The sequence below is a fragment of the Rhizobium sp. BK591 genome (assembly GCF_014195045.1).
GTDB lineage: Bacteria > Pseudomonadota > Alphaproteobacteria > Rhizobiales > Rhizobiaceae > Rhizobium > Rhizobium anhuiense.
In genome coordinates this window covers 49240-71014 of the sequence record NZ_JACIAZ010000012.1, presented here as the reverse complement: position 1 = coordinate 71014, position 21775 = coordinate 49240, and the positions used below count along the sequence as shown (strand labels likewise).

General features: G+C 61.6%; 18 protein-coding genes and 1 pseudogene. 15 read left to right on the top strand and 4 right to left on the bottom strand.

The features are described from left to right. The first annotated feature begins 174 nt into the window (after positions 1-174). The 7 genes from FHX10_RS33840 (at position 175) to FHX10_RS33810 (ending at position 8161) form a co-directional block, all read left to right on the top strand. A complete protein-coding gene (locus tag FHX10_RS33840; RefSeq protein WP_028755631.1) occupies positions 175-2130 on the top strand; it encodes an SARP family transcriptional regulator in 1956 nt (651 codons plus the stop codon). A 41-nt stretch (positions 2131-2171) separates the two neighbouring features. After that, on the top strand, positions 2172-3203 hold the full coding sequence (locus FHX10_RS33835; protein WP_028755630.1) for a phosphatase PAP2 family protein: 1032 nt from the start codon (positions 2172-2174) through the stop codon (positions 3201-3203). A gap of 33 nt (positions 3204-3236) precedes the next feature. Then, positions 3237-4931 carry a S8 family serine peptidase gene (locus FHX10_RS33830; protein WP_028755629.1) on the top strand — a complete coding sequence of 565 codons (1695 nt, stop codon included), beginning with the start codon at positions 3237-3239 and terminating at the stop codon, positions 4929-4931. A 104-nt stretch (positions 4932-5035) separates the two neighbouring features. Then, positions 5036-6619 (top strand): aKG-HExxH-type peptide beta-hydroxylase, encoded by a 1584-nt coding sequence (locus FHX10_RS33825; RefSeq protein ID WP_063473495.1) that lies wholly within the window; start codon positions 5036-5038, stop codon positions 6617-6619. Between the two features lie 224 nt (positions 6620-6843). Beyond that, positions 6844-7578, top strand: coding sequence for a ThiF family adenylyltransferase (locus FHX10_RS33820; RefSeq protein ID WP_245450250.1), 735 nt, complete (start codon positions 6844-6846; stop codon positions 7576-7578). Then, on the top strand, positions 7575-7772 hold the full coding sequence (locus tag FHX10_RS33815; protein WP_063473493.1) for a hypothetical protein: 198 nt from the start codon (positions 7575-7577) through the stop codon (positions 7770-7772). Before FHX10_RS33820 ends, FHX10_RS33815 begins: the two co-directional genes overlap by 4 nt. Positions 7773-7855: 83 nt before the next feature. Continuing rightward, positions 7856-8161, top strand: coding sequence for a DUF982 domain-containing protein (locus FHX10_RS33810; protein WP_063473502.1), 306 nt, complete (start codon positions 7856-7858; stop codon positions 8159-8161). 88 nt (positions 8162-8249) lie between these two features. Here FHX10_RS33810 and FHX10_RS33805 read toward each other — a convergent pair whose 3' ends face one another. The 4 genes from FHX10_RS33805 to FHX10_RS33790 all read right to left on the bottom strand — a co-directional run bounded on the left by FHX10_RS33805 (position 8250) and on the right by FHX10_RS33790 (position 12069). After that, complete coding sequence (locus tag FHX10_RS33805) at positions 8250-9524, bottom strand: NAD(P)/FAD-dependent oxidoreductase (RefSeq protein WP_063473492.1); 1275 nt, start codon at positions 9522-9524, stop codon at positions 8250-8252. 13 nt (positions 9525-9537) lie between these two features. Then, positions 9538-10206 carry a haloacid dehalogenase type II gene (locus FHX10_RS33800; protein ID WP_063473491.1) on the bottom strand — a complete coding sequence of 223 codons (669 nt, stop codon included), beginning with the start codon at positions 10204-10206 and terminating at the stop codon, positions 9538-9540. Positions 10207-10379: 173 nt separating this feature from the next. Further along, positions 10380-11054 carry an aldolase gene (locus FHX10_RS33795; protein ID WP_063473490.1) on the bottom strand — a complete coding sequence of 225 codons (675 nt, stop codon included), beginning with the start codon at positions 11052-11054 and terminating at the stop codon, positions 10380-10382. A gap of 16 nt (positions 11055-11070) precedes the next feature. Next, positions 11071-12069: a LacI family DNA-binding transcriptional regulator gene (locus FHX10_RS33790; protein WP_063473489.1), complete on the bottom strand. Its 999-nt coding sequence runs from the start codon at positions 12067-12069 to the stop codon at positions 11071-11073. 241 nt (positions 12070-12310) lie between these two features. Between FHX10_RS33790 and FHX10_RS33785 the strand changes: the two are divergent. The 8 genes and pseudogenes from FHX10_RS33785 to FHX10_RS33750 all read left to right on the top strand — a co-directional run bounded on the left by FHX10_RS33785 (position 12311) and on the right by FHX10_RS33750 (position 21737). Beyond that, a pseudogene (locus FHX10_RS33785) lies at positions 12311-13557 on the top strand (MFS transporter). A gap of 168 nt (positions 13558-13725) precedes the next feature. Beyond that, positions 13726-14670: an L-threonate dehydrogenase gene (gene ltnD / locus FHX10_RS33780; RefSeq protein WP_063473487.1), complete on the top strand. Its 945-nt coding sequence runs from the start codon at positions 13726-13728 to the stop codon at positions 14668-14670. Positions 14671-14684: 14 nt separating this feature from the next. After that, positions 14685-15461, top strand: coding sequence for a 2-oxo-tetronate isomerase (gene otnI, locus FHX10_RS33775; RefSeq protein ID WP_063473486.1), 777 nt, complete (start codon positions 14685-14687; stop codon positions 15459-15461). 3 nt (positions 15462-15464) lie between these two features. Then, the gene (gene otnK / locus FHX10_RS33770; RefSeq protein WP_063473485.1) at positions 15465-16745 is read left to right on the top strand and encodes a 3-oxo-tetronate kinase; all 1281 of its coding nucleotides are present in this window, start codon (positions 15465-15467) and stop codon (positions 16743-16745) included. 155 nt (positions 16746-16900) lie between these two features. Continuing rightward, positions 16901-17737, top strand: a complete 837-nt coding sequence (locus FHX10_RS33765; RefSeq protein ID WP_063473501.1) for a GNAT family N-acetyltransferase — start codon at positions 16901-16903, stop codon at positions 17735-17737. A 13-nt stretch (positions 17738-17750) separates the two neighbouring features. Further along, entirely contained in the window at positions 17751-19127 is a 1377-nt protein-coding gene (locus FHX10_RS33760; protein WP_063473484.1) for an aspartate aminotransferase family protein, read from the top strand. Positions 19128-19349: 222 nt separating this feature from the next. Further along, positions 19350-20063 (top strand): HAD-IA family hydrolase, encoded by a 714-nt coding sequence (locus tag FHX10_RS33755; RefSeq protein ID WP_063473483.1) that lies wholly within the window; start codon positions 19350-19352, stop codon positions 20061-20063. Between the two features lie 63 nt (positions 20064-20126). Then, entirely contained in the window at positions 20127-21737 is a 1611-nt protein-coding gene (locus FHX10_RS33750) for an ABC transporter substrate-binding protein (protein ID WP_047619623.1), read from the top strand. Positions 21738-21775: the final 38 nt, after the last annotated feature.

The following is a 21775-nucleotide window of genomic DNA, read 5'->3' as shown; positions in this document are numbered from 1 at the left end:
GAGCGACGGTCGATCCTCCTGCTGGAGCAACGACGACAAGTCGTTTTGAGCACTCCGCAACCTTTGGCGGATGGCTGCAAATTACGGTGCCTAGACAACATTTCTTTGACGCTGCTTTGACGGCAGGGTGCTACGGCCGATTTGCGAAGTTACGCAGAGGGATTTCAGCCGGTTATGCTTCAATTCGATCATCGTCACAGCATAGATTTACATTTCGCAATCCCGGTTTCCCTTTCCGGTTGCTTGCCAGACGCCGTAGTTGTGGCAGACTGGTCCCCGGATGCTAGGTTTTCCGGCCGCCGAACGAGCGTTTCGGAGGCAACGGGGGCGGGGCCGGTGGATCGCATGAACAAGGAGCACGATCCGTTTCGGATGTTCCTGCTCGGGCCTTTTGCCCTTGTGGACGCCGGGGGGCGCTCGGTTACTCCGAAATCCAAAAAGGCACAGGCTCTTCTGGCGATGCTTGCATTGTCCGCCCGGGGCTCGCGCTCGAGAATCTGGCTTAGGGATAAGTTATGGAGCGATCGCTCCGATGACCAGGCAGCAGCCAGTCTACGCCAGGCGCTTTTGGACATTCACAAGAGTCTGGGGTCGGCACGTGATCTCTTGATTGCGGATAAGAATACGGTTTGGCTGGATACGGACCGACTCGTGCTCGATACCGACTTGGTGGTTCAGACGGAGCGGTCTCCGGATCAAGTCACCGACGAATTGCTCGAAGGTATCGACATCCGCGATCCCGAATTCGAGGACTGGTTGGCGCTGGAACGGCAAAACTGGTATCGCCGTCTCGATGAAGGACAAGTCCACGATGTATTTGAGCCGCGACAGCAGCCGAGCCGCGATGTCGCCAAACATTCCGCGCTGCTGCCGTTAACAGGCGCCCCGGATACGTCGAGAACAGGCAAACCCGTGGATATCGCCAGCAGCGGCCCAAATGGGCGGCGGGTTGGCGGTGAGTGGCAATGGATGATGGCGCTTCTGTCCCCCATCGTGGTGGGTGCCGGAGAGGGCGGACAAATTGCTGCGACACGGTTCCAGAACCTCATTGCAAAAGCCATCATCGATGGGCTGGGATTTGGCGTCACCGACCTCTCCTTCACCTTGCCGAATATTGAAGAGAGCGAACAGCAGATCAGCCTTCCCATATGCCTACAGCTTCGCCTGACGTTTGATGGTGACATGGTGCTGATCGAACTGGTGATGAAGCACCTGATCAACAACCGTATTCATTGGCTGGGCAGTCAGGCAATCAACCGCACGCAGTTCGAGCGGGGCGAATTCGGCATCGCCGCTGCGCTGATCAGCCAGGCCGTCGATCAGTTGGCCTATTTCCAGGAGATGCAGGCAACCGACAGCCGATTGTCGCAAGACGGTCTCCTGATCGACGCCGTCAATGCCATCTTTCGGCTTTCGCGCGGCGACCTGGATAATGCGGAACGGCGCCTGGAAGAACAGATCCAGTATCAGCCGCGATCATCGACTTTTGCCTGGCTGTCCTTCATTCGGACTTTCCAGGTCGGCCAACGTTTCAACGCATTGGATGCTCATCTGATCGAGGAAGCCCAGGCCTATGCACGCAAGGCGCTGGAACTCGATCCGCAGAATTCCGTGTCGCTTGCGCTCGTCGGCCACGTTCATTCGTTCCTGTTCGGCGAATACGACTATGCGGCCAACCTGTTCGAAAAATCGATCCGCCTGAATCCGGCCCTGCCGCTCAGTTGGGACCTCTACGCGATGCTGCACTGCTATGCAGGCCAGCCCGACAAGGCAGTGGCCATGGCGCGTTGGGTACAAGAGCTCGGCGTCTACAGCCCGCATAAATATTACTTCGATACGACCAAATGCATTGCGGCAGCGCTTGCAGGCGATCATGGCGCGGCCATAGCTGCGGGCGAAGAAGCCCTGCGGACACGACCGAACTTCAACAGTCTGCTGCGCTATCTTGCCTCCAGTCATGCCCATTCCAACGATCTCGTCGGCGCGCGGCATTACCTGCAGCGTCTTGAGGCGGTCGAGGGCGGCTTCTCTATCAACGCCTTCCGCGGCAGCGGCTATCCGCTGCTCGACACAGGCGGCGGCCAGATCTTGATCGACGGCCTTCTCAAGGCCGGCGCCAAGCTGCGCTGAACCCCGGACAATTCTTCACATCATCGCGCAAGGAGGCTGCAATGGAAGCGGACACCGCCCACGAATCGCAATCAAGAATCGTCTCATTTCTAAACAATTATAAATTCAGGATTGAACCGGATACGGTCCTTCCATGCGAACCCAGGGACAATGCAGGTGCTGATCCTCTCACCGGTGCGTCGGAAGCTGCACCTGATGCAGCCTCCGAACCTGCGCTTTCCGGCACGGATGAAGATGCATCGTCTCTGGCCGCGCCTATGATGGCGACGATGGCCGCAGCCTCGGTCCTCAACAAGAGCGTGGCGAACAAGTCGGTGCTCAACAAGGCGTCGCTGAACAAAAACAAGAACAAAAACAAGAACAAAAATAAGAATAAAAACAAGTCGACGATGGATGGCGCCAGCCTCGGCGTGTCGCAGCTTATCCCCTCCTTCGAGCTGCGCAGGCTACACCAGCAGCCGTCACGCAACGCCTATAGCGCGGCGCGGCGCTTCACCTGGGAAATGCTGGATATACTTCCGCCGCCCGGCCCGGATTATACCCGCCTCGAAACGACGGTGCTCCTCTCCATGCAACGCCGCGACCGCGAACGCGTGCGGCGCCTGCCCGACATCCAAATCGAGTCGACGATCTCCGTGGGAGAATTCACCCGCGCATTGCATATCGAGGATCTCGGCGGCTTCGAGCAGACGGAGGGCCTTTTCCAGGCGATCCTGACGGCCTGCGAATATGTCGGACTGATCTACAAGAGCCAGTTCAACCGGCTGCGGCCAAACCAGTTTGAGCCCATGCTGCGGCCGTTGCTGGCCGTGCCGGTCCACGAGTCCTATCCCAGCAACCATTCGTTCCAGTGCTTTTCGATCGCCTTCGCGTTCTCGACGATCCTGCCGGAACATCCGGCCACCGACGAGCTTGCCCGCATCGCCCAGAACGTTGCCGAAAATCGCGAATGGGCCGGCCTGCACTACCCGAGCGACACACAGGCAGGACGAGATCTCGCCCGACGCTTCGCCCCCTACCTCCACGACGCGTTCGGTCCACTGTTCCAGGCCGTACACGACGAATGGGTCTGAATTCTCCAGCTGCTGCTCAACAGGATTACAACCATGACGGATCAAACACAAATGCCTGAGCCCGCGCCGATCAACTACTACTATCTCTGGCACCTGACTGCTCTTGGCGTAGTCGACGCGGAATACGGATCGGCTCCGCCGGTGCCTCCAGCGCCCGATGCGAGCGCCGCACGCGCGCTGCCCGATCCCCTCATCACTGGCACGGTCTGGGATGCGATCGCTTCCGTCGGCCCGCTGCGACCCGCACGGGTCGCGCTGATCGATGTCGGCGTATCTCCGGATCATCCCAATCTGGCAACCCGGCTTGACCGGGAGGCGTCAATCGATTTGACGACCCATCGTTACGGCGCGCGCGTGCTCGAAATTCTCGATACGACCACGTCCTTTGACCGTGAGGAACGGCATGCCTTCTTCGCGGGGCTCAACATCACTCCGCTCGGCAATATCGGCCTTTCGAATGACGACCGGGACTATCTCAGTGACCTGGTTGCGGAATATGCCGCGTCGGAGGGTGTTCTCCGGCGGCTCTACAATCCGGAATCGCTGTTTGCATCGCATGGTACGTGCTGCGCAGGGCTGATCGTCGGCGAACCCGCCGTTGTTGCAGAAGAAGGCACGCCAAGCCTTCCGCCGGAAGGAGCCTTCTACGGTGATGGTGACGAGCTGCATACGAGCGGCAATCGCAACGTCATCCCCTATTTCGGCGTTGATCCCTTTTCAAGGCTCATCTCGATCAGGACGTCCTTCGAAGACGATGTCAGGCAGTTCATCGCAGCCTTTCTCTATGCCTATCATCAGAAGGTGGACGTGATCGTCATGCCACGCGGTCTGCCTGACCCGAAACGCAGCGTGGTCGATCCAAAGAACGAGCTGAAGGCCGACCTGGAAATATGGAAAAACCAGGATGCCGCCAATCTCTTCGCGCGCATTGCCTTCGCCGACCAGGGTGGGCCTGAACTGGAGCCGAAGGCTGCGCAGATAGGCTCCAATCCCGATCGCCCGTGGCATATCCTCAAACAACTCATCCTCGCCGTCAGCAAGCACATTCCGATCGTCTGCGCCGCGGGAAACAGTGGCGAGAGCCAGCTGATCTATCCGGCAAGTCTTGCCGCCGATGACAACGGCATCATCGCCGTCGGGGCCGTTACCGTCGAAGGTTTCCGTTCGGGCTACAGCAATTACGGCGAAGGACTGACGGTTGTCTCCCCCTCCGACGACGGTGAGGTCTTCAACCGGCATCAGTTACGCCTCGACCGGCTTTCGCCATTTGCCGCGCAGCACGACTACAGTGCCTTTCGAACGCGGGAATACTACTATTCGCACTTCTCGCTGCTGACGACGGACCTGTCGGGGATTTTCGGCTATGATCACGGCTCCGATCCATGGTCGGCGATCGTGCCGTTCGGAACCAATCCGGGCATCGGTGGCGGATACTACACCACCTTCGGGGGCACCTCCGGCGCGTCGGCGCAGGTGGGGGGCCTATGCGCCCTGATTCAGCGGGCCTACAAGAGCCGCCATAGTCCAGGTGACCGCCTCTCGGGGCCTCAGGTCAAGTCCATTCTGAAAGCCGCGTCGCGCCTGGACGCCATTGTCGCACCCGGAACGAGGAAACTGACGGCGGATTGCATGAATGCAGAAAGCGAGGACGCTCTCGACGCGGCCTATTTCTTCGGGTCGGGCCTGCCGAATGCGCGGGCGGCGGTACAGGCGGCTCTGGCGATCTGACCGCTACGGATGCGTTATCCAAAATTCTAAGCCTCCTCGATCGAGGAGGCTTTTTCTTTGTTGACGTCGTTTTTACGGATTTTTAACGCCGAACTGGCGGGCGAATGACGCCCTTGGGGAATAGTGCCTCTCAACCGACGACGCACAACGTTCCGATGTCGCACGAAGTCGTCCCGAACTCCGGCATTTTTGCCCGAGATGCAACCTTGATCCGCCCGAAGACAAACTCACGGAGGCTGCCGATGTCCGCGTCCCGCATACAAGAGTTGGCAGATGAGGCGCGCCGCCTGCTCAAGCGCAATCCCCTGATGGCAAGTACCGTCTCCCTGCAGCGTGTGGCAACACGCAACCTTTTGAAGCGACGCCTCCAATATGGCCGCACGCTTGCGGCGGCTTCGAAGCTCGCCGGTTGTTCGGCTGGAGTAGAGGCATTGTCAGGTTATTTCCCCGACCTTGCAGATGGCGGATACACTCGCCTGCCGGAGCTTCCGCCAGCAGTTGCCGGACCGGTCGGCGCCGACCCTTACCGTTCATCCGTACTTGCAGCCTGGATGGGTGCGCTCGCGCGCAGTCTGGAATGGCAGGCGGCCCGCCCCGATGTGCAGGTCGTCGGCCGCTATCTGCAGCCGGATCTGATCGCATCGGATGTTGAACTCGAACGTCAGCCAGCGTGCCGGCTCGCCTGCGGCATCGGCCTCGTGCACATCGAAAGTCCAGCGCGAAGCCGTATCATGCAAGCCCTCCTCCGCCAATGCATGCCGGACTATCCCCGGCCCGGCTATGCGATCACGGACGATGCGGAATTGGATCGCATCGCCGACCATCTGGAGAAGGCCTTCGCATTGATCGCGGACTTGGACGAGTACGGCCATCAACGTCTGATCGCCGGGCTGCACACGCTTTACGTTGGCGTGCGGCGCGAACCGCACTGCTCCTTTTCGAGTTCGAACGAATTGCCGGGCAGCGCGCTCATCGTCCTTTCCAGGGAGAGATTGCGCGCCGGCGATCATGCCGCGACAGCGGCCCAACTGCTTCATGAGGCGGGGAATATCCTGCTCGGGTTTTATACGACCTCGGGGGGGGCATCCCTGCCTAGCGAGTTCCAATATGTTTCCCCATACAAGAAGGACCTACAGACGTTCGAAAGCATCCTGCATACGGCCTACACCATTCCCTGGGAATGCGCCTTGCGCATGGCATGCCTATCCACCGAGACGGATCCTGAGCGCTGCGCCGGGAAGACGGCATTCATAATTGCCTATGCCGCACGGCAAGTCCCGCTCGTCGATATCGCTCGGAAAGGTATCGAACGTCTCCGCGGCGATGTCCTCCTCGACCTCCCAGACATCGCCGCCATTCCTTTCTGGAGCAGTCGGATCTTGTTCCTCGTGAGCCAGTTGCTTGCCGAAGAGCCCATTGCGCACCGCCAGGCGCATCTTGCCGAGCGCCAGCGCATTCTCGATCGCCAAGCCTGGGATATTGGACAGATGCTGCTGCGCGGCAAGGAGCCGATCGATCCTCGGATGGGCCGGCGCGAGATCGATGACAGCGGCGACAATGTCAGCCTCTGGTATGACGGCAAATTCCACGTGATTGCGAAGACCCCCGACCACGCGATGGGCGAGGATTACGGACACTACGCCGCGACGATCCGCGGGATCGCGCCCAGAGAGATGGAGGCGATCTGATGGTCAACTATCGGTCTCAACGACTACCGGCGGCCGCTAGCGCGCCCGTCGATTTCCCGAACTTCTTCACCCATAGGCTGGGGTGGGGCGGCAGAGGGGCTCTGTTCATCGGCAATAGTGCTGATCCTGTCGAGGAACGGAGCCCCAATGTTACAAGACCTGCGTTCGGCGTCTCTTTGGACGGTTCCAATATGCCGGATGAGGACGAATATGTCTCCACCGCAATGGATCACGACGACGCCTTCCTCACGCCTCTTCGCCATCGTCAACGCGACTTCTCAGGTTTTCGCGAAATCGACTTCGTGATTATCGGATGCGGCGGCTTGGGCTCGCAGATTGCCATCCAGCTTGCGGCCCACGGCGCGCGCCATTTCTTTCTCGTGGATGCGGATCGTATCGACGAGAACAACTTGAACCATGTCCCATGGGCGAGCGAAGCTGATCTCGGCCGGTTGAAGACGGACAAGCTGGCGACCTGTCTGGCCGCGTGTTTCTCGGCCAAGGTCTTCGCTTTGCCGGAATTTGCGGCAGGGGCCGCAGCGCTCCGATTGATCGCAGATTACGCCCACAATCCGTTCGTTGTTCTTGCCGGCGACGATTCTCATCCGGCCCAAGAGTTCCTGACGGCCTGCCACGCATCGAAAGCCGGCCTGCCGCCCCATCTGCATGTCGGCCGCTCCGAAGCCTATGGCATCGCAGGTCCCTCGGTCGCAGTGCATGAGGACGCCTGTCCCGTCTGCCATTGCGCCGCCCAGGTCGCAACCGACGACGGCTTTCTCGCTCCACCGGCCGCTGCCGAGAACGCATTTATCGCCGGCCTTGCCGTGTCGCGGGTTGCCCAAAAATGCCTTTCGAGACACTCGGCCGCACGGGGACGCCGATGGATATTGGACCTCAAAAGCAATCAGGCCGAGCTACGTTCTCGCTGCGAACACCCCGAATGCAAGGTATGTCCATGAACACACTATCTTTGTCGGGATATTGCTGCTCCGTTGGCGCAACCGCAGGAAAGAACGATGAGCTGACGATATCCGAAGCTCTTTGCGATCCACTGATCGCCATGGTGATGCGCGCCGATGGCGTGACCTCCGAAGAATTCAAGCGACTCCTTGAGGCGGCAGCCCGTGAGCTGAAAGCCAATCTGGCTAGCTGATGGTTGACGAGAATGTGTGGTCGATCTCGGTCCGAAACCATGGCCCGGCATTGGCACTGGCCGCCCCGCGGAGTTCAGGCGCAATGAGATTCGATATGTTGAGAAGCTTCCCAACAATAATTCTTGTTTTTGCCGAAGGGAAAGATCGCCGGGTGATCCGTACCGCTCGCGAGGCTGCCCAACTGTTGCTGAAGGAATGGCCCACCGACGATGGTGAGGAATTCCTCACGGCGGTGAGAATCTGTTTGGAGGTCCTTACCGGAGAGAGCGAACCCGAGAAATTGCATGAGGCAATCGTCCGCGCCGCATATGAAGCCGGTATTGCAGCGATCACCACTGATAACCGCCTTGGGATTCTCAGGATCTATCCAGTCAGCGAAGCCAGATAATTGACCGCCGCGCAGGTGCTTATCTCAATCCTGCCCCATCGCGCCGCTTCGGTTGGAACAGCGGCTGCAATCGGACTGATCCGGCCCGTTACTGGAAGCGGTCGAGCGTCTTGTAGTAAAGCCCGACCAGCGGCAGGAACCACGGTTTGCCGAAGTGACCGGGAACGGCAGGCCAGTCGAGACCCTTGATTGGGTTACGGTCGGCCTTGCCGAGGATGGCGTCGGCCATGATCATGCCGAGATGGGTGGAGAGTTGGGCGCCGTGGCCGGAATAGCCCATGGCATACCAGACACCGTCGACATAGCCGGCGCGCGGATAGCGGTCCTTGGTCATGTCGACGAGCCCGCCCCAGCAATAGTCGATCTCGACGCCGGCAAGCTGCGGAAAGATCTCAGCCAGGCTGGCGCGCAGAATATCGCCGCTCCTTGCGTCCGATCGCTGATCCGACGTGGCGGAAAAGCGGGCGCGACCGCCGAAGATCAGCCGATTGTCCGGCGACAACCGGAAATAATTGCCGATGTTCATCGACGTCACGCAGGTGCGGTTGCCCGGCATCGTCGCGGCAATTTCGGCGTCGGTCAGCGGACGGGTGGCGATCAGGAAGCTGCCGACGGAAACGATCCGGCGGCGGAAATAACTGAAGAGCGACGGCGTATAGGCGCCTGTCGCGACCAGCACGTGGTCGGCGGTGACGGTGCCGCGTGCAGTCGTAAGGCTGTGGCGGCCGTTGCCCTGCCGATGTGCCGTCACCGCCGCCTTTTCGAAAATGGTGGCGCCGTGGCGGGCAGCGGCGGTGGCGAGCCCGGCGACATAGCGGCCCATATGCATCATCGCGCTCTTCTTCGAGAGCATGGCGCCATGGAAGGGCGAGCCGACCTCGCTTTTCAGCTCATTGGCGGTCAGAAGTGCGGTATCCTGATCGACCTCTTTGTGGACAGCCTCGAAATTGCGGGCAATGGCATCGAAATGCTGCGGCTTGGAAGCAAGCTTCAGCTTGCCGGCGCGGCGGAAATTGCAGTCGATCCCCTCCTCGGCGATAACAGCCTCGATCGTGTCAATGGAATCGTCGAGTGCCCTGTAAAGCGCGACAGCTCGCTCCGCGCCGAGTGCTGACTTGGCGGAGAGGAAACTGTGGGCGAGCCCATTGTTGAGGTGTCCACCATTGCGTCCCGATGCCCCCCAGCCGACCCGTTCGGCCTCCAGCACCACGACCTTGACGCCGGCCCTTGCAAGCTGGCGCGCCGCGGCAAGCCCGGTAAAGCCGGCGCCGATGACGGCGACATCGTAATGTCCTTCGACGGGGCCTTGTGCGCCGCCGGCAAAGGCTGGTGCCGTGTCGTGCCAGTAGGATTCGAACTGCATCCGCGTGCCTCCGTCAGAGCCCGACGACGCCAGGCAGGCCCGAGATGTCAGGAATTTCGACATAGCCGTAATAGGGATTGGCCGGCTCGTGGCCGCGATTGACCCAGACCTTGTTCTTGATGCCGAGATCGTGGGCCGACATCAGGTCGTAGCGGAAGGAGGACGAGCAGTGCAGCACGTCTTCCGGCCCGCAGCCGAGCATATCAAGCATATATTCAAAGCCCTTGAAGCGCGGCTTATAGGACTGCGCCTGCTCGGCGGTATAGACCGCATGGAAGGGCGCGCCGAGTTTTTCAACGTTCGACATGATCTGCGAATTCATCGCGTTGGAGAGGATCACCAAAGGGATTTCCTTGGCGACCTTGGCGAGCCCGGCCGGCACGTCCGGATGCGGCCCCCAGGTCGGAACCCGCTCATAGATCATCTTTGCCGCTTCATCGCGAAAGGTCACGCCATTGCGCTTGCATGTCCGCTCGAGTGAATTGTGCACCACCTCGGCATAGGGTTTCCAGTCGCCCAGGATCTCGTCGAGCCGATAGGCGGCGAAATTCTTGATGAACTCCGCCATGCGCCGCTCGTCGAGCTCTTCGCCGTAGAGATCACGGGCCGCTTCCGCCATCTGAAAGTTGGTCAGCGTGCCGTAGCAGTCGAAGGTGATGTATTTCGGACGAAACGTCGTCATCTGCGTATCCTTGAATGATCGGAACTGGGGACGTGTCACAATCATAAGCACCGCTTCCCCCGCAGCTCGCCTGAATTGGCAGCATCGGAAGCAGAATCTATCGTATCGAAAGCGGGGTTTGGCAGAAGGTTGCGCGCATTCGCCCGCAGGCAACGGCCGGCGAAGTGACGCTTTCAATCACCGTCGTGATCATGATCGTGATGCGACGGAAGGTCGAGGCCGAAGGTTTTGACGAGATCGGCCACCTGAGCCGGGCTGAGGAAACGGGGATTGAGGTTGCGCAACAGCAGATAGAGCTTTGCGGTTTCCTCCAGTTCCTCAGTGGCGAAGACCGCCGCTTCCAGGCTGTCGCCGGCGACAACAGGTCCGTGATTGGCCAGAAGCACCGACGAATACTTGCCCGCCAGCCCGCGGATGGCATCGGCCACATCAGGATCGCCCGGACGATAATAGGGCACCAGCGCGGTTTCGCCGGCGCGCATCAGATAATATGGCGTCATCGGCGGCAGGGCGGCGCGCGGATCGATCTCCGGCAGCATGGTCAGCGCCACCGCATGGGTGGAGTGAAGATGGACGATGGCGCGGGCGCTGCCGCGCGTGTCGTAGAGGGCCGTGTGCAGCGGGATTTCCTTGGTCGGCTTGTCGCCGGACAGGAGCCGGCCTTCGGCATCGAGCCTGGAGATCCGTGCCGGGTCGAGAAAGCCGAGCGAGGCATTGGTCGGCGTGACCAGCCAGCCGCCGTCCTCCAGCCGCAACGATATGTTGCCCGACGAACCGGGCGTCAGCCCGCGCTCGAACAGCGAGCGGCCGTATCGGCAGATTTCCTCACGCAGGCGCGCGTCGGACATGACAGTTCCTCCAATATTACGCAGTTGCCCCTTCGATCAGTTCAAAGCCGAGATCGACGGCCTGCGGCGGCGCGTTGGCGACGACCATCTGGGCGGCTATCTGTCCCGTCGCCACGCGCGGCGTTCGGATGGTCGACAGTGGTTGCGGTGTTACCCGGCCGATATCGAGGCCGTTATAGCCGAAAATGGCGAGCGTCGAGGGGATCGCGATCCCTTGAGCCAGACAGTGAAAATAACCACCCAGCGCCATGTCGTCGTTGGAGAAATAAACCGCATCGAGATCGGTCGTCCGGGCAAGCAGCCGCTCCAATCCCAGCCTGCCGTTTTCCACGGACGAGGCGCCGGCAAGAATTTCACGGGCGACGAGCGGTGCGTCATGCGCATCGAGCGTCTCGCAAAAGCTGGAAAACCGCTTGCCGGCACGGGTATCGCGGTTGAGGTCGTGACCGACATAGCCGATCCGGCGGTAACCCCGCTTCAGCAGGAAGGCCGCACTCTCCCGCCCGGCCGCGCGGTTCGAGAAGCCGACGGCGATATCGAGAGCATCGCCATCCAGATCGAGCAGTTCCACGATCCGGCAGCCGCTGGCGCGCAGCATCTTCACCGTGCCCTCAGTGTGCTCGTATCCCGCCAGCATGACCGCCGCCGGCCGCCAGGCAAGCATCGCGGCGGCGAGCGCCTCCTCCTTGCCCGGATCATAATCGGTCACGGAGAAAACCGCCTGGTACCGGTTCTCCTCCAGAACGGCGCTGGCGCCGCGCAGCACATCGGGAAAGACGATGTTGGAGAGCGACGGAATGACGAAGGCGACAAGACGCGACCCGGTGGAGGCGAGCGTTCCGGCGATCCGGTTCGGCACATAACCCAGCCGCTCGACGGCGGCCATCACCCGCTCCCGCGTCTTGCCGGAAAACGAACCATGGTTGCGCAGCACGCGCGACACCGTGCTCTCGCCGACACCGGCCGCCTCCGCGACTTCGGCAAGCGTGACCGTCGCCTGATGTTTGAATTCCATCGTTACGTTTGAACCCGGCTTTTAGGATGGTTGCCCGGGCCTGACCGTCCGGCGCGACCACCGCGTTGTCCCCATTTTTCACTGCTCCCGCCAAGAAGCAAGGTTTTTTTGGCAGCGCTACCAATTTGCTGTTGGCAGCGCTGCCAAAATGGATTAATGAAAATGGCAGCGCTGCCAAAAATGGCTCGGCGTGCCGCGGGAGGATCGACAGGGACCGCGGCAACAATCGGAGGAGAAAATCATGACGCTGCAGACGCAGGCGCCAATCGCTGGCGAATATACCGCTGAAGCCGCGGAAGACCGTGCCTATGGCAAGGTCTTCTGGCGCATCGTACCCTTTTTGATGCTGTGCTACGTGGTCGCCTATCTCGACCGCGTCAATGTCGGCTTCGCCAAGCTGCAAATGTCGAGTGAACTCGGCCTTTCGGAAGCCGCCTACGGCATCGGTGCAGGCATTTTCTTCATCGGCTATTTTCTGTTTGAAGTGCCGAGCAACATCATCATGAACAAGGTCGGCGCGCGGGTGTGATCTATGTCCTTCGTTTCCTGCTGGGCGTGGCCGAAGCCGGATTTTTCCCCGGCATCATTCTTTATCTGACCGCGTGGTATCCGGCCCACCGCCGCGCCAGGATTATCACCACCTTCATGTCGGCGATCCCGATATCCGCCATTTTCGGCAATCCGCTTTCGGGTCTCCTGATGGACAGCTTTCACGGCACGCATGGTCTTTCCGGCTGGCAGTGGATGTTCCTGATCGAAGCCATTCCGGCCATTCTTTTCGGTGTCGCGACGTTCTTCTATCTTGATGATACGATCCAGGGCGCGAAATGGCTGAACGATGAGGAAAAGCGCGTGCTGACGGCCAATATCGAGGCGGAGAACCGGGGCAAGACGGCAAGCCCGCACAGCATCGGTGCAACGCTGACCGACCGTCGCGTCTGGCTGATGTGCCTGATCTATTTCTGCTTCGTGCTCGGGCAATATGGGCTGAATTTCTGGATGCCGACCATCGTCAAGGCCTCGGGCGTCAGCGGAAACCTGAATATTGGCCTGATTTCGGCGATCCCCTATATCTGCACATTCGTCGCGATGCTGGCACTCGGACGTTCCGCCGACAGGCTGCGTGAACGCCGCTGGCACCTCGTCGTCCCGGCTCTGATTGCCGCCGGTGGTTTTGTCGCGGCGACCATGGCGACGAGCACGACGGTGTCGATTGTCTGCCTCTCGCTGGCGGCAGCGGGCGCGATCAGCTGCGCGCCGCTCTTCTGGTCGCTTCCGACAGCTTTTCTTGCCGGCACCGGCGCTGCGGCCGGCATCGCCTGGATCAATTCGGTCGGCAACCTCGCCGGGTTTCTCGGGCCGTTTCTGGTCGGCTATCTCAAAGACTTCACCGGCACCAACAGCGCCGGCATGTATCTGTTGGCGGCCGCGCTGGTCATTGGCTCGCTGGCCGTGTTGACGGTTCCGGCGAAAACCGTCAATCGCTGAACTCGCGCATAACCCCGAAAATCGGAATCGATTTTCGGAAAGGATGATGCGCAAATTCAAAATGTTAGAGCGTCCTTAGCGCGTCTTGTAGACGCACGGCGCTCTAGAGCCCCTCCGGGACGCTACCCGGAGGGCACAGACCTTCCTCAGGAGATGGAGAACCTCCTCATGTCACCGCTTGCTGAAAACCCGGGCTCCGCCGTTGTCGCAGCCGTCATCGGTCTTGGTTCCATGGGGCTCGGAATGGCCCGGTCGATGAAGCGCGCAGGTCTCGACGTCGTCGGATATGACATCACGCCGGCGGCGGTGGACCGCTTCATCGCCGAGGGCGGGCGCGGCGCGGCGACCCCTGCCGATTCGGCAAAGGGCGCCGACATTGTCGTCTCCGTGGTCGTCAACGGCGCGCAGACCGAGGCCGTACTGTTCGGGCCAGAAGGTGTCGCGCATGCGATGAAGGCCGGTGCGGTCTTCATCTCGTCGGCCACCATGGATCCCGCCATTGCACGCAACCTGGCGCAAAGGGTGGAGGCTCTCGGCCTGCATTATCTCGACGCGCCGATTTCGGGCGGCGCCGCCAAGGCGGCGCAGGGCGCACTGACGATCATGGCTTCCGGCTCCAGACAGGCCTTCGACACGGCGCGCCCCGGACTCGAGGCCATGGCCGGCAAGGTCTACGAGCTAGGCGATGCGGCCGGAAAAGGTGCTGCCTTCAAGATGATCAACCAGCTTCTCGCCGGCGTGCACATCGCCGCCGCCTGCGAGGCCATTACCTTCGCCGCCAAGCAGGGCCTCGACCTCGACAAAGTCTATGAGGTGATCACGGCTTCGGCCGGCAATTCATGGATGTTCGAAAACCGCGTGCCGCATGTGCTGGCCGGAGACTATACTCCGCTGAGCAGCATCGAGATTTTCGTCAAGGATCTCGGTATCGTCCAGGACATGGCCCGCTCCGAGCGCTACCCGGTACCGCTCGCGGCAGCGGCCTTGCAGATGTATCTGGCCGCCGCTGGAGCGGGCATGGGCCGCGACGACGATTCCTCGCTGGCGCGGCTCTATGCCCAGCTTTCCGGCGCAGAATTGCCCGGCTCCGCCAAAGAGCCGCAGAGCCTGTAGAGGGAACACGAGACATGCCGGTTTTCGCCGCCAACCTGACGATGATGTTCAACGAATGGGCATTCCTCGACCGTTTCGACGCCGCAGCCGATGCCGGCTTTACCGCCGTCGAATATCTCTTCCCCTACGAAGCCCCGCCGGAGGCAATCGCCGAGCGGCTTGCCCGCAACAATCTGCAGCAGGCCCTGTTCAACCTGCCGCCGGGCGACTGGGCAGCCGGCGAGCGTGGCATCGCGGCTCTTCCCGGACGCTTCGATGCGCTGAAAGCCGATGTCGAGCGGGCACTGGACTATGCGGCGGCGACGGGTGTCAAGCGATTGCACTTGATGGCCGGCATCGCCGACCCTCATGACCAAGACGCCTCTTCCTCTTACCGGCGCTCCGTCACCTATGCTGCCGAGCGGCTTGCGGAAAAGGGCATCGATCTGCTGCTCGAGCCGATCAACGGGCGAAACATGCCGGGATACTTCCTCAACGACTTCGGCGCGGCCGAGCGGCTGATTGCCGAATCCGGCCTGCCAAACCTGAATCTCCAGTTCGACATCTATCACCGGCAGATCATCCATGGCGACGTCGTCATGGCGTTGCGACGCCTGCTGTCGATCACCGGTCATATCCAGATCGCCAGCGTGCCGTCCCGCAACGAACCGGACGGGGAGGAACTGAATTATCCCTATCTGTTCGGCGAAATCGACCGCCTGGGATATGGCGGTTTCATCGGTTGCGAATACATCCCACGCGGCCACACGCTGGACGGTCTTGGCTGGTTCAAACCTTTTGCACGGAGCTAGACGATGGCTATTTTGCTCGGATCAATCGCCGACGACTATACCGGCGCCTCCGACCTCGCCAACACGCTGACGAAGAACGGCCTGCGCACGGTGCAAACGGTCGGCATCCCCGATCCGACACTCGCGTTGCCGGATGTCGACGCCGTGGTCGTTTCCCTGAAAATCCGCTCCGTCCCGGCCCCGGATGCCGTGACGGCCGCGACCAGCGCCGAGCGATGGCTGCGCCAGCGGGGCGCCGGCCATGTGCTTTACAAGATCTGTTCGACCTTCGATTCCACCGACGCCGGCAATATCGGTCCGGTCACCGAGGCGTTGAGCGAGGCGGCCGGCGGCGGCTCCGTGCTGGTGACACCTGCCTTTCCGGAAACGGGACGCACCGTCTATCTTGGCCATCTCTTCGTCGGCAGCCAGCCGCTGAACGAAAGCCCGCTCAAGGACCATCCCCTCAATCCGATGCATGACGCCAATCTCGTGCGGGTGCTCGCCCGGCAATCGCGCAACGCCGTCGGACTGGTCGATCTCACCGCCATCGCGGCCGGGCCTGATGCCGTCAAGGCGAGGCTCGATGCCCTGCGCACGGCAGGCGTCACCATCGCCATCGCCGATGCGATTTTCGTACGGGATCTTGAAACGCTCGGCGAGATCGCATTGGAAACACCGGTATCGACAGGTGCGTCCGGCCTCGGCCTCGGCCTTGCCCGCGCCCTCGTCCGCTCCGGTCGGATTTCCTCCGGCGGCGCAACGACGGCGGACGCCATTCGCCCCGTCGGCGGGCTGTCGGCGATCGTTGCCGGCAGTTGTTCCAAGGCGACGCTGCGCCAACTCGACGTCGCCGAACGGTCGATGCCCGTGCTGCGGCTCGATCCGGAGCGGCTGCTTGCCGGCCCGGATGAGATCGCCACGGCGATTTCCTGGGCCGGAGACAGAATCTCCGCCGGTCCTGTGGTGATCGCCGCAAGTGCCGCGCCGGAGACCGTGTCCCGGCTGCAATCGCTCTATGGACGAGAAGCCTCCGGCCACGCGATCGAGACCGCGACCTCGATCATCACAGCCGAACTGGTGCAGAGAGGCGTGCGGCGCCTTGTGATCGCAGGCGGTGAAACCTCAGGGGCGGCGGTCGATAGGCTCGCCATTCCGGCATTTCTGATCGGCCCGGAGATTGCGCCCGGCGTGCCGGTGTTGCGCACGGTCGGCAATGCCCAGGGCGATATGCTTCTGGCGTTGAAATCAGGAAACTTCGGAGGCGAAGATTTCTTTACGGCAGCGCTGGCGATGATGCACTGACGGGATCTGGGGTCGACGAATATCGATCGGCTCTAGCATAAGATGCGGTGGTCCATGGCAGCAAAGCCATAAGATACTGCTTGAACCATGGCCTTCAGACGATCTGCCCGCCGGCGCTCCGGCAGACTGGCGGGCACGACATGAAGGACGCCCCCATGCAAGCAAGTCAGATCGAAATCGTCCCATTCGGCCCCGACCATCTGGAAGCCGCCGTCGCGCTCTCAAGACAGGCGGGCTGGCCGCACCGGACGGAAGACTGGCAGCTGGCGCTCGCCCTGAGCGAGGGGATGGTCGCGATCGAGAACGGCAAGGTCGTCGGCACCGTGCTCGTCACGCCATACAAGGGCGATTGTGCAACTATTAACATGGTCATCGTCGACGAGACGATGCGCGGCCGCGGCCTTGGCCGCAGACTGATGGACGCCGCACTGTTGACCGCCGGTGACCGACCGCTGAGGCTGGTGGCGACGACGGCAGGCCTGCCGCTTTACCAGAAGCTTGGCTTCCGCGAGACGGGAACCGTGCTGCAGCACCAAGGCCTTGCCGGAGAAATCGCTGCCCCGGCGGAAACGGAAGCCGCCACCGCCGCCGATCTCCCTGCCATCGCGACACTCGATCGCCTGGCCTTTGGCGCCGATCGAGAACGACTGCTCTCTTATTTCGCCGGGATCGGCGAATTCGCCGTCATTCGCAGCGGCGGCCGCATTTCCGGCTTCGCCTGCCTGCGTCCTTTCGGCCGCGGCGAAGTGATCGGACCCGTGGTGGCCGCCGACCTTAGCAAAGCCAAGATACTCATCGAACATTTCATCGCCAGGCGGCCCGGACGGTTCCTCAGGGTCGACACCACTGACGAGACCGGGCTCTCCCCATGGCTTGCCGAACAGGGGCTGGTCCATGTCGGCGGCGGCATCACGATGAGACAGCCGTTGGCCAAAGACGCCGCCGATCCAACCGCCACCACCTTTGCCCTCGCCAGCCAGGCACTCGGCTGATCCGGAGATCTTCATGTACAGCAATTCCCTCATCGAACTCGATCGCGCCCACCTCATTCATCCGGTCGCTTCCTATCGCGGCCATGAAAAGCTTGGCGTGCGCGTGCTGGCTTCGGCCAAGGGCGCCACGGTCACCGACGCATCGGGCAAGCAGCTGATCGACGGCTTCGCCGGCCTCTGGTGCGTCAATGCCGGTTACGGCCACGAAAGCATCGTCGAGGCGGCGGCCCGGCAGATGCGCGAGCTTCCCTATGCGACGGCCTATTTCGGCCTCGGCTCCGAGCCCGCGATCCGGCTTGCCGGTGAACTCGCCGACCGCGCGCCGGGCGATCTCAACCATGTCTATTTCACGCTCGGCGGCTCCGACGCGGTGGACAGCACGGTCCGCTTCATCCGCTACTATTGGAATGCCCGAGGACAGCCTCAGCGCGATCAGTTCATCTCGGTCGAACAGGGCTATCACGGCTCCTCGACGGTCGGCGCGGGTTTGACCGCGCTGCCCGCCTTCCATGCCGGCTTCGGTCTTCCCTTCGACTGGCAGCATAAAATTCCGTCTCACTACGCCTATCGCAACCCGGCGGGCGACAGTCCGCAGGCAATCATCGACGCCTCGCTTGCCGCGCTGAGAAGCAAGGTCGAGGCAATCGGGCCGGACCGCGTCGCCGCCTTCTATGTCGAGCCGATCCAGGGCTCGGGCGGCGTGCTGGTGCCGCCGAAAGGCTGGATGAAGGCCATGCGCGAATTCTGCCGCCAGCACGACATCCTGTTCGTGGCGGACGAGGTGATCACCGGCTTTGGCCGCACCGGCCCGCTTTTTGCCTGCAGCGAGGATGGGATTGTTCCCGATTTCATGACGACCGCCAAGGGCCTCACCTCCGGCTACGTCCCCATGGGCGCCGTCTTCATGTCCGATCACGTCTATGAAACGATTGCCGAGGGTGCGGGCGCTGCCGCCGTCGGCCACGGCTACACTTATTCGGCCCATCCCGTCAGCGCCGCAGTCGGGCTCGAAGTCCTGAAGCTTTACGAAAACGGCCTTCTCGAAAACGGCGTCAGGGCCGGCGCACGGCTGATGCAGGGACTGGAGTCGCTGAGGGATCATCCGCTCGTCGGCGACGTCCGCGGCCGCGGCATGCTGGCCGCCGTCGAACTGGTGGTCGACAAGGTGAACAAGACGCCGTTGCCGGCATCCGCCGAACCCGCCCGCCGCATCTTCGACCGCGCCTGGGAGAACGGCCTCGTCATTCGCGCCTTCGGCAATGGCGTGCTGGGTTATGCGCCGCCGCTCTGCTGCACCGAAACGGAGATAGACGCGATCGTCGAGCGCACCCGCATCACGCTGGACGAGACGCTGGAGGACCCGGATGTGCGCCGGGCGCTGCAGGCCTGAGAATATCGCGAAACGGTCAGATTCGGTATTTTCTGCCGCCTCATGACGCCTTTTCGGAGAATCCGGCGCGGTGCAGGTGACACACTGAAATCAACGAAAGGCCCGGATCCCGGCAATACGGGCCTTCGACACAAGAGCGGGACAACGATCCCGCCGACGGGAACAGAATATTCTTCTTCGACAAGCCGCGCTCCCACCGGAGCCGAACACTGGGGAATTCACGTGAGCAAGAGCCTTCCGGAATTCAAATATATGACCTTCGACGTCGTCGGCACGCTCATCGACTTCGAAGGCGGTCTCAAGACCTGCTTCGCCGAGATTGCGGCTGAGGTGGGAGGCGCAGTCGACGGCGAGCAGGCGCTCAGCCTCTACCGCGCGGCCCGCTACTCCGAGAATGCCGACCTCTTTCCCGACGACCTCGTGCGCGTCTACCTCGCGATCGCGCCGAAGCTCGGCCTGCCCGCCGACAAGAAATACGGCGAACGGCTGCGGGACTCGGCCAAGGGCTGGAAAGGTTTCGCAGACAGCGCCGCTGCGCTGGCAAAACTTTCGAAGGATTATCGCCTCGTGGCGATGACCAACGCCCGGCGCTGGGCATTCGATTTCTTCGAGAAGGAACTCGGCAATCCTTTTTATGCCGCCTTCACCGCGGATGATACGGGGACCGAGAAACCCGATCCCGAATTCTTCGAGAAGGTATTCGCCTACGTCGCCTCGGAAGGACATTCGAAGGACGACATCCTGCATGTCGCCCAGAGCCAGTACCACGATATCGGGATTTCCCGGAAACTCGGGCTGACCAATTGCTGGATCGAGCGGCGCCATGCCGAGAAGGGTTATGGCGGCACGATCGAGCCGGCCGAGTTCACCAAACCCGATTACCATTTCACGTCCATGGCAGGCCTTGCCGATGCCGTGGCCGCCGCGCGCGCCTAACTTTGAAAGCAGATCGGGCCTGCCCGCAACGGGCAGCCCGCCACACAAGAAAAGGGGAATGAGATGAACGACAAGATCACCAATTGGACCAGATCCGACGACGCCATGATCGAGACCGCCATCCGTCGTGGCGCGACCCGCCGCGAGCTGCTGCATATGATGCTCGCGGGCGGCGTGGCCATGTCAGCCGGCGGGCTCGTGCTTGGCCGCGCCGGCAAGGCGCTCGCCGCCACGCCCGTTTCCGGCGGCTCGCTCAAGGCGGCCGGCTGGTCGTCCTCCACGGCCGATACACTCGACCCCGCCAAGGCGTCGCTCTCCACCGATTATGTCCGGTGCTGCTCCTTCTATAACCGCCTGACTTTCCTCGACAAATCAGGCACGCCGCAGATGGAGCTTGCTGAAGCGATCGAATCCAAGGATGCGAAGACCTGGACGGTCAAGCTGAAGAAGGGCGTAACCTTCCACGACGGCAAGCCGCTGACCGCCGACGACGTGGTCTTCTCGCTGAAGCGTCATCTCGACCCATCCGTCGGCTCGAAGGTCGCCAAGATCGCCGCCCAGATGACCGGCTTCAAGGTCGTGGACAAACAGACCGTCGAGATCACTCTTGCAGATCCGAATGCCGACCTGCCGACCATCCTGTCGATGCATCACTTCATGATCGTTTCCGACGGCACGACCGATTTCACCAAGGCCAACGGCACCGGCGCTTTTGTCAAGGAAGTGTTCGAGCCGGGCGTTCGCTCGGTCGGGATCAAGAACAAGAACTACTGGAAATCCGGCCCGAACGTCGATTCCTTCGAATATTTCGCGATCAGCGACGACAATGCCCGCGTCAACGCGCTGCTGTCGGGCGACATCCACCTTGCAGCGTCGATCAATCCGCGCTCTATGCGGCTCGTCGAGGCCCAGGGAGAGGGCTTCTTCCTGTCGAAAACCACCTCGGGCAACTATACCAACCTCAATATGCGGCTGGACATGGATCCCGGCAGCAAGCGCGACTTCGTCGAGGGCATGAAGTACCTCGTCAACCGCGAGCAGATCGTCAAGTCGGTGCTGCGCGGCCTCGGTGAAGTCGGCAACGACCAGCCGGTCTCCCCCGCCAACTTCTACCGCAATGCCGACCTGAAGCCGCGGGCCTTCGATCCCGACAAGGCGAAGTTCCATTTCGACAAGGCCGGCGTCCTTGGTCAGTCCATTCCGGTGATCGCTTCCGAGGCGGCCAACTCCTCGATCGACATGGCGATGATCATTCAGGCTTCAGGCGCCGAGATCGGACTGAAGCTCGATGTCCAGCGCGTTCCCTCCGACGGCTACTGGGACAATTACTGGCTCAAGGCGCCGATCCACTTCGGCAATATCAATCCTCGTCCGACGCCGGACATCCTGTTCTCGCTGCTCTACTCCTCTCAGGCCCCCTGGAACGAGAGCCAGTACAAGTCGGAGAAGTTCGACAAGATGCTGATCGAAGCGCGAGGCTCGCTCGACCAGGAGAAGCGCCGGGCGATCTACGACGAGATGCAGGTGATGATTGCCAACGAAGCCGGCACGATCATCCCGGCCTATCTCTCGAACGTCGATGCCACCGCCGCCAAGCTCAAGGGTCTGGAGCCCAACCCGCTCGGCGGCCAGATGGGATACGCCTTCGCGGAATACGTCTGGCTCGAAGCCTGATAAAATGAAGGAACCGGGGCTGCAGCCCAAGCCCCGGT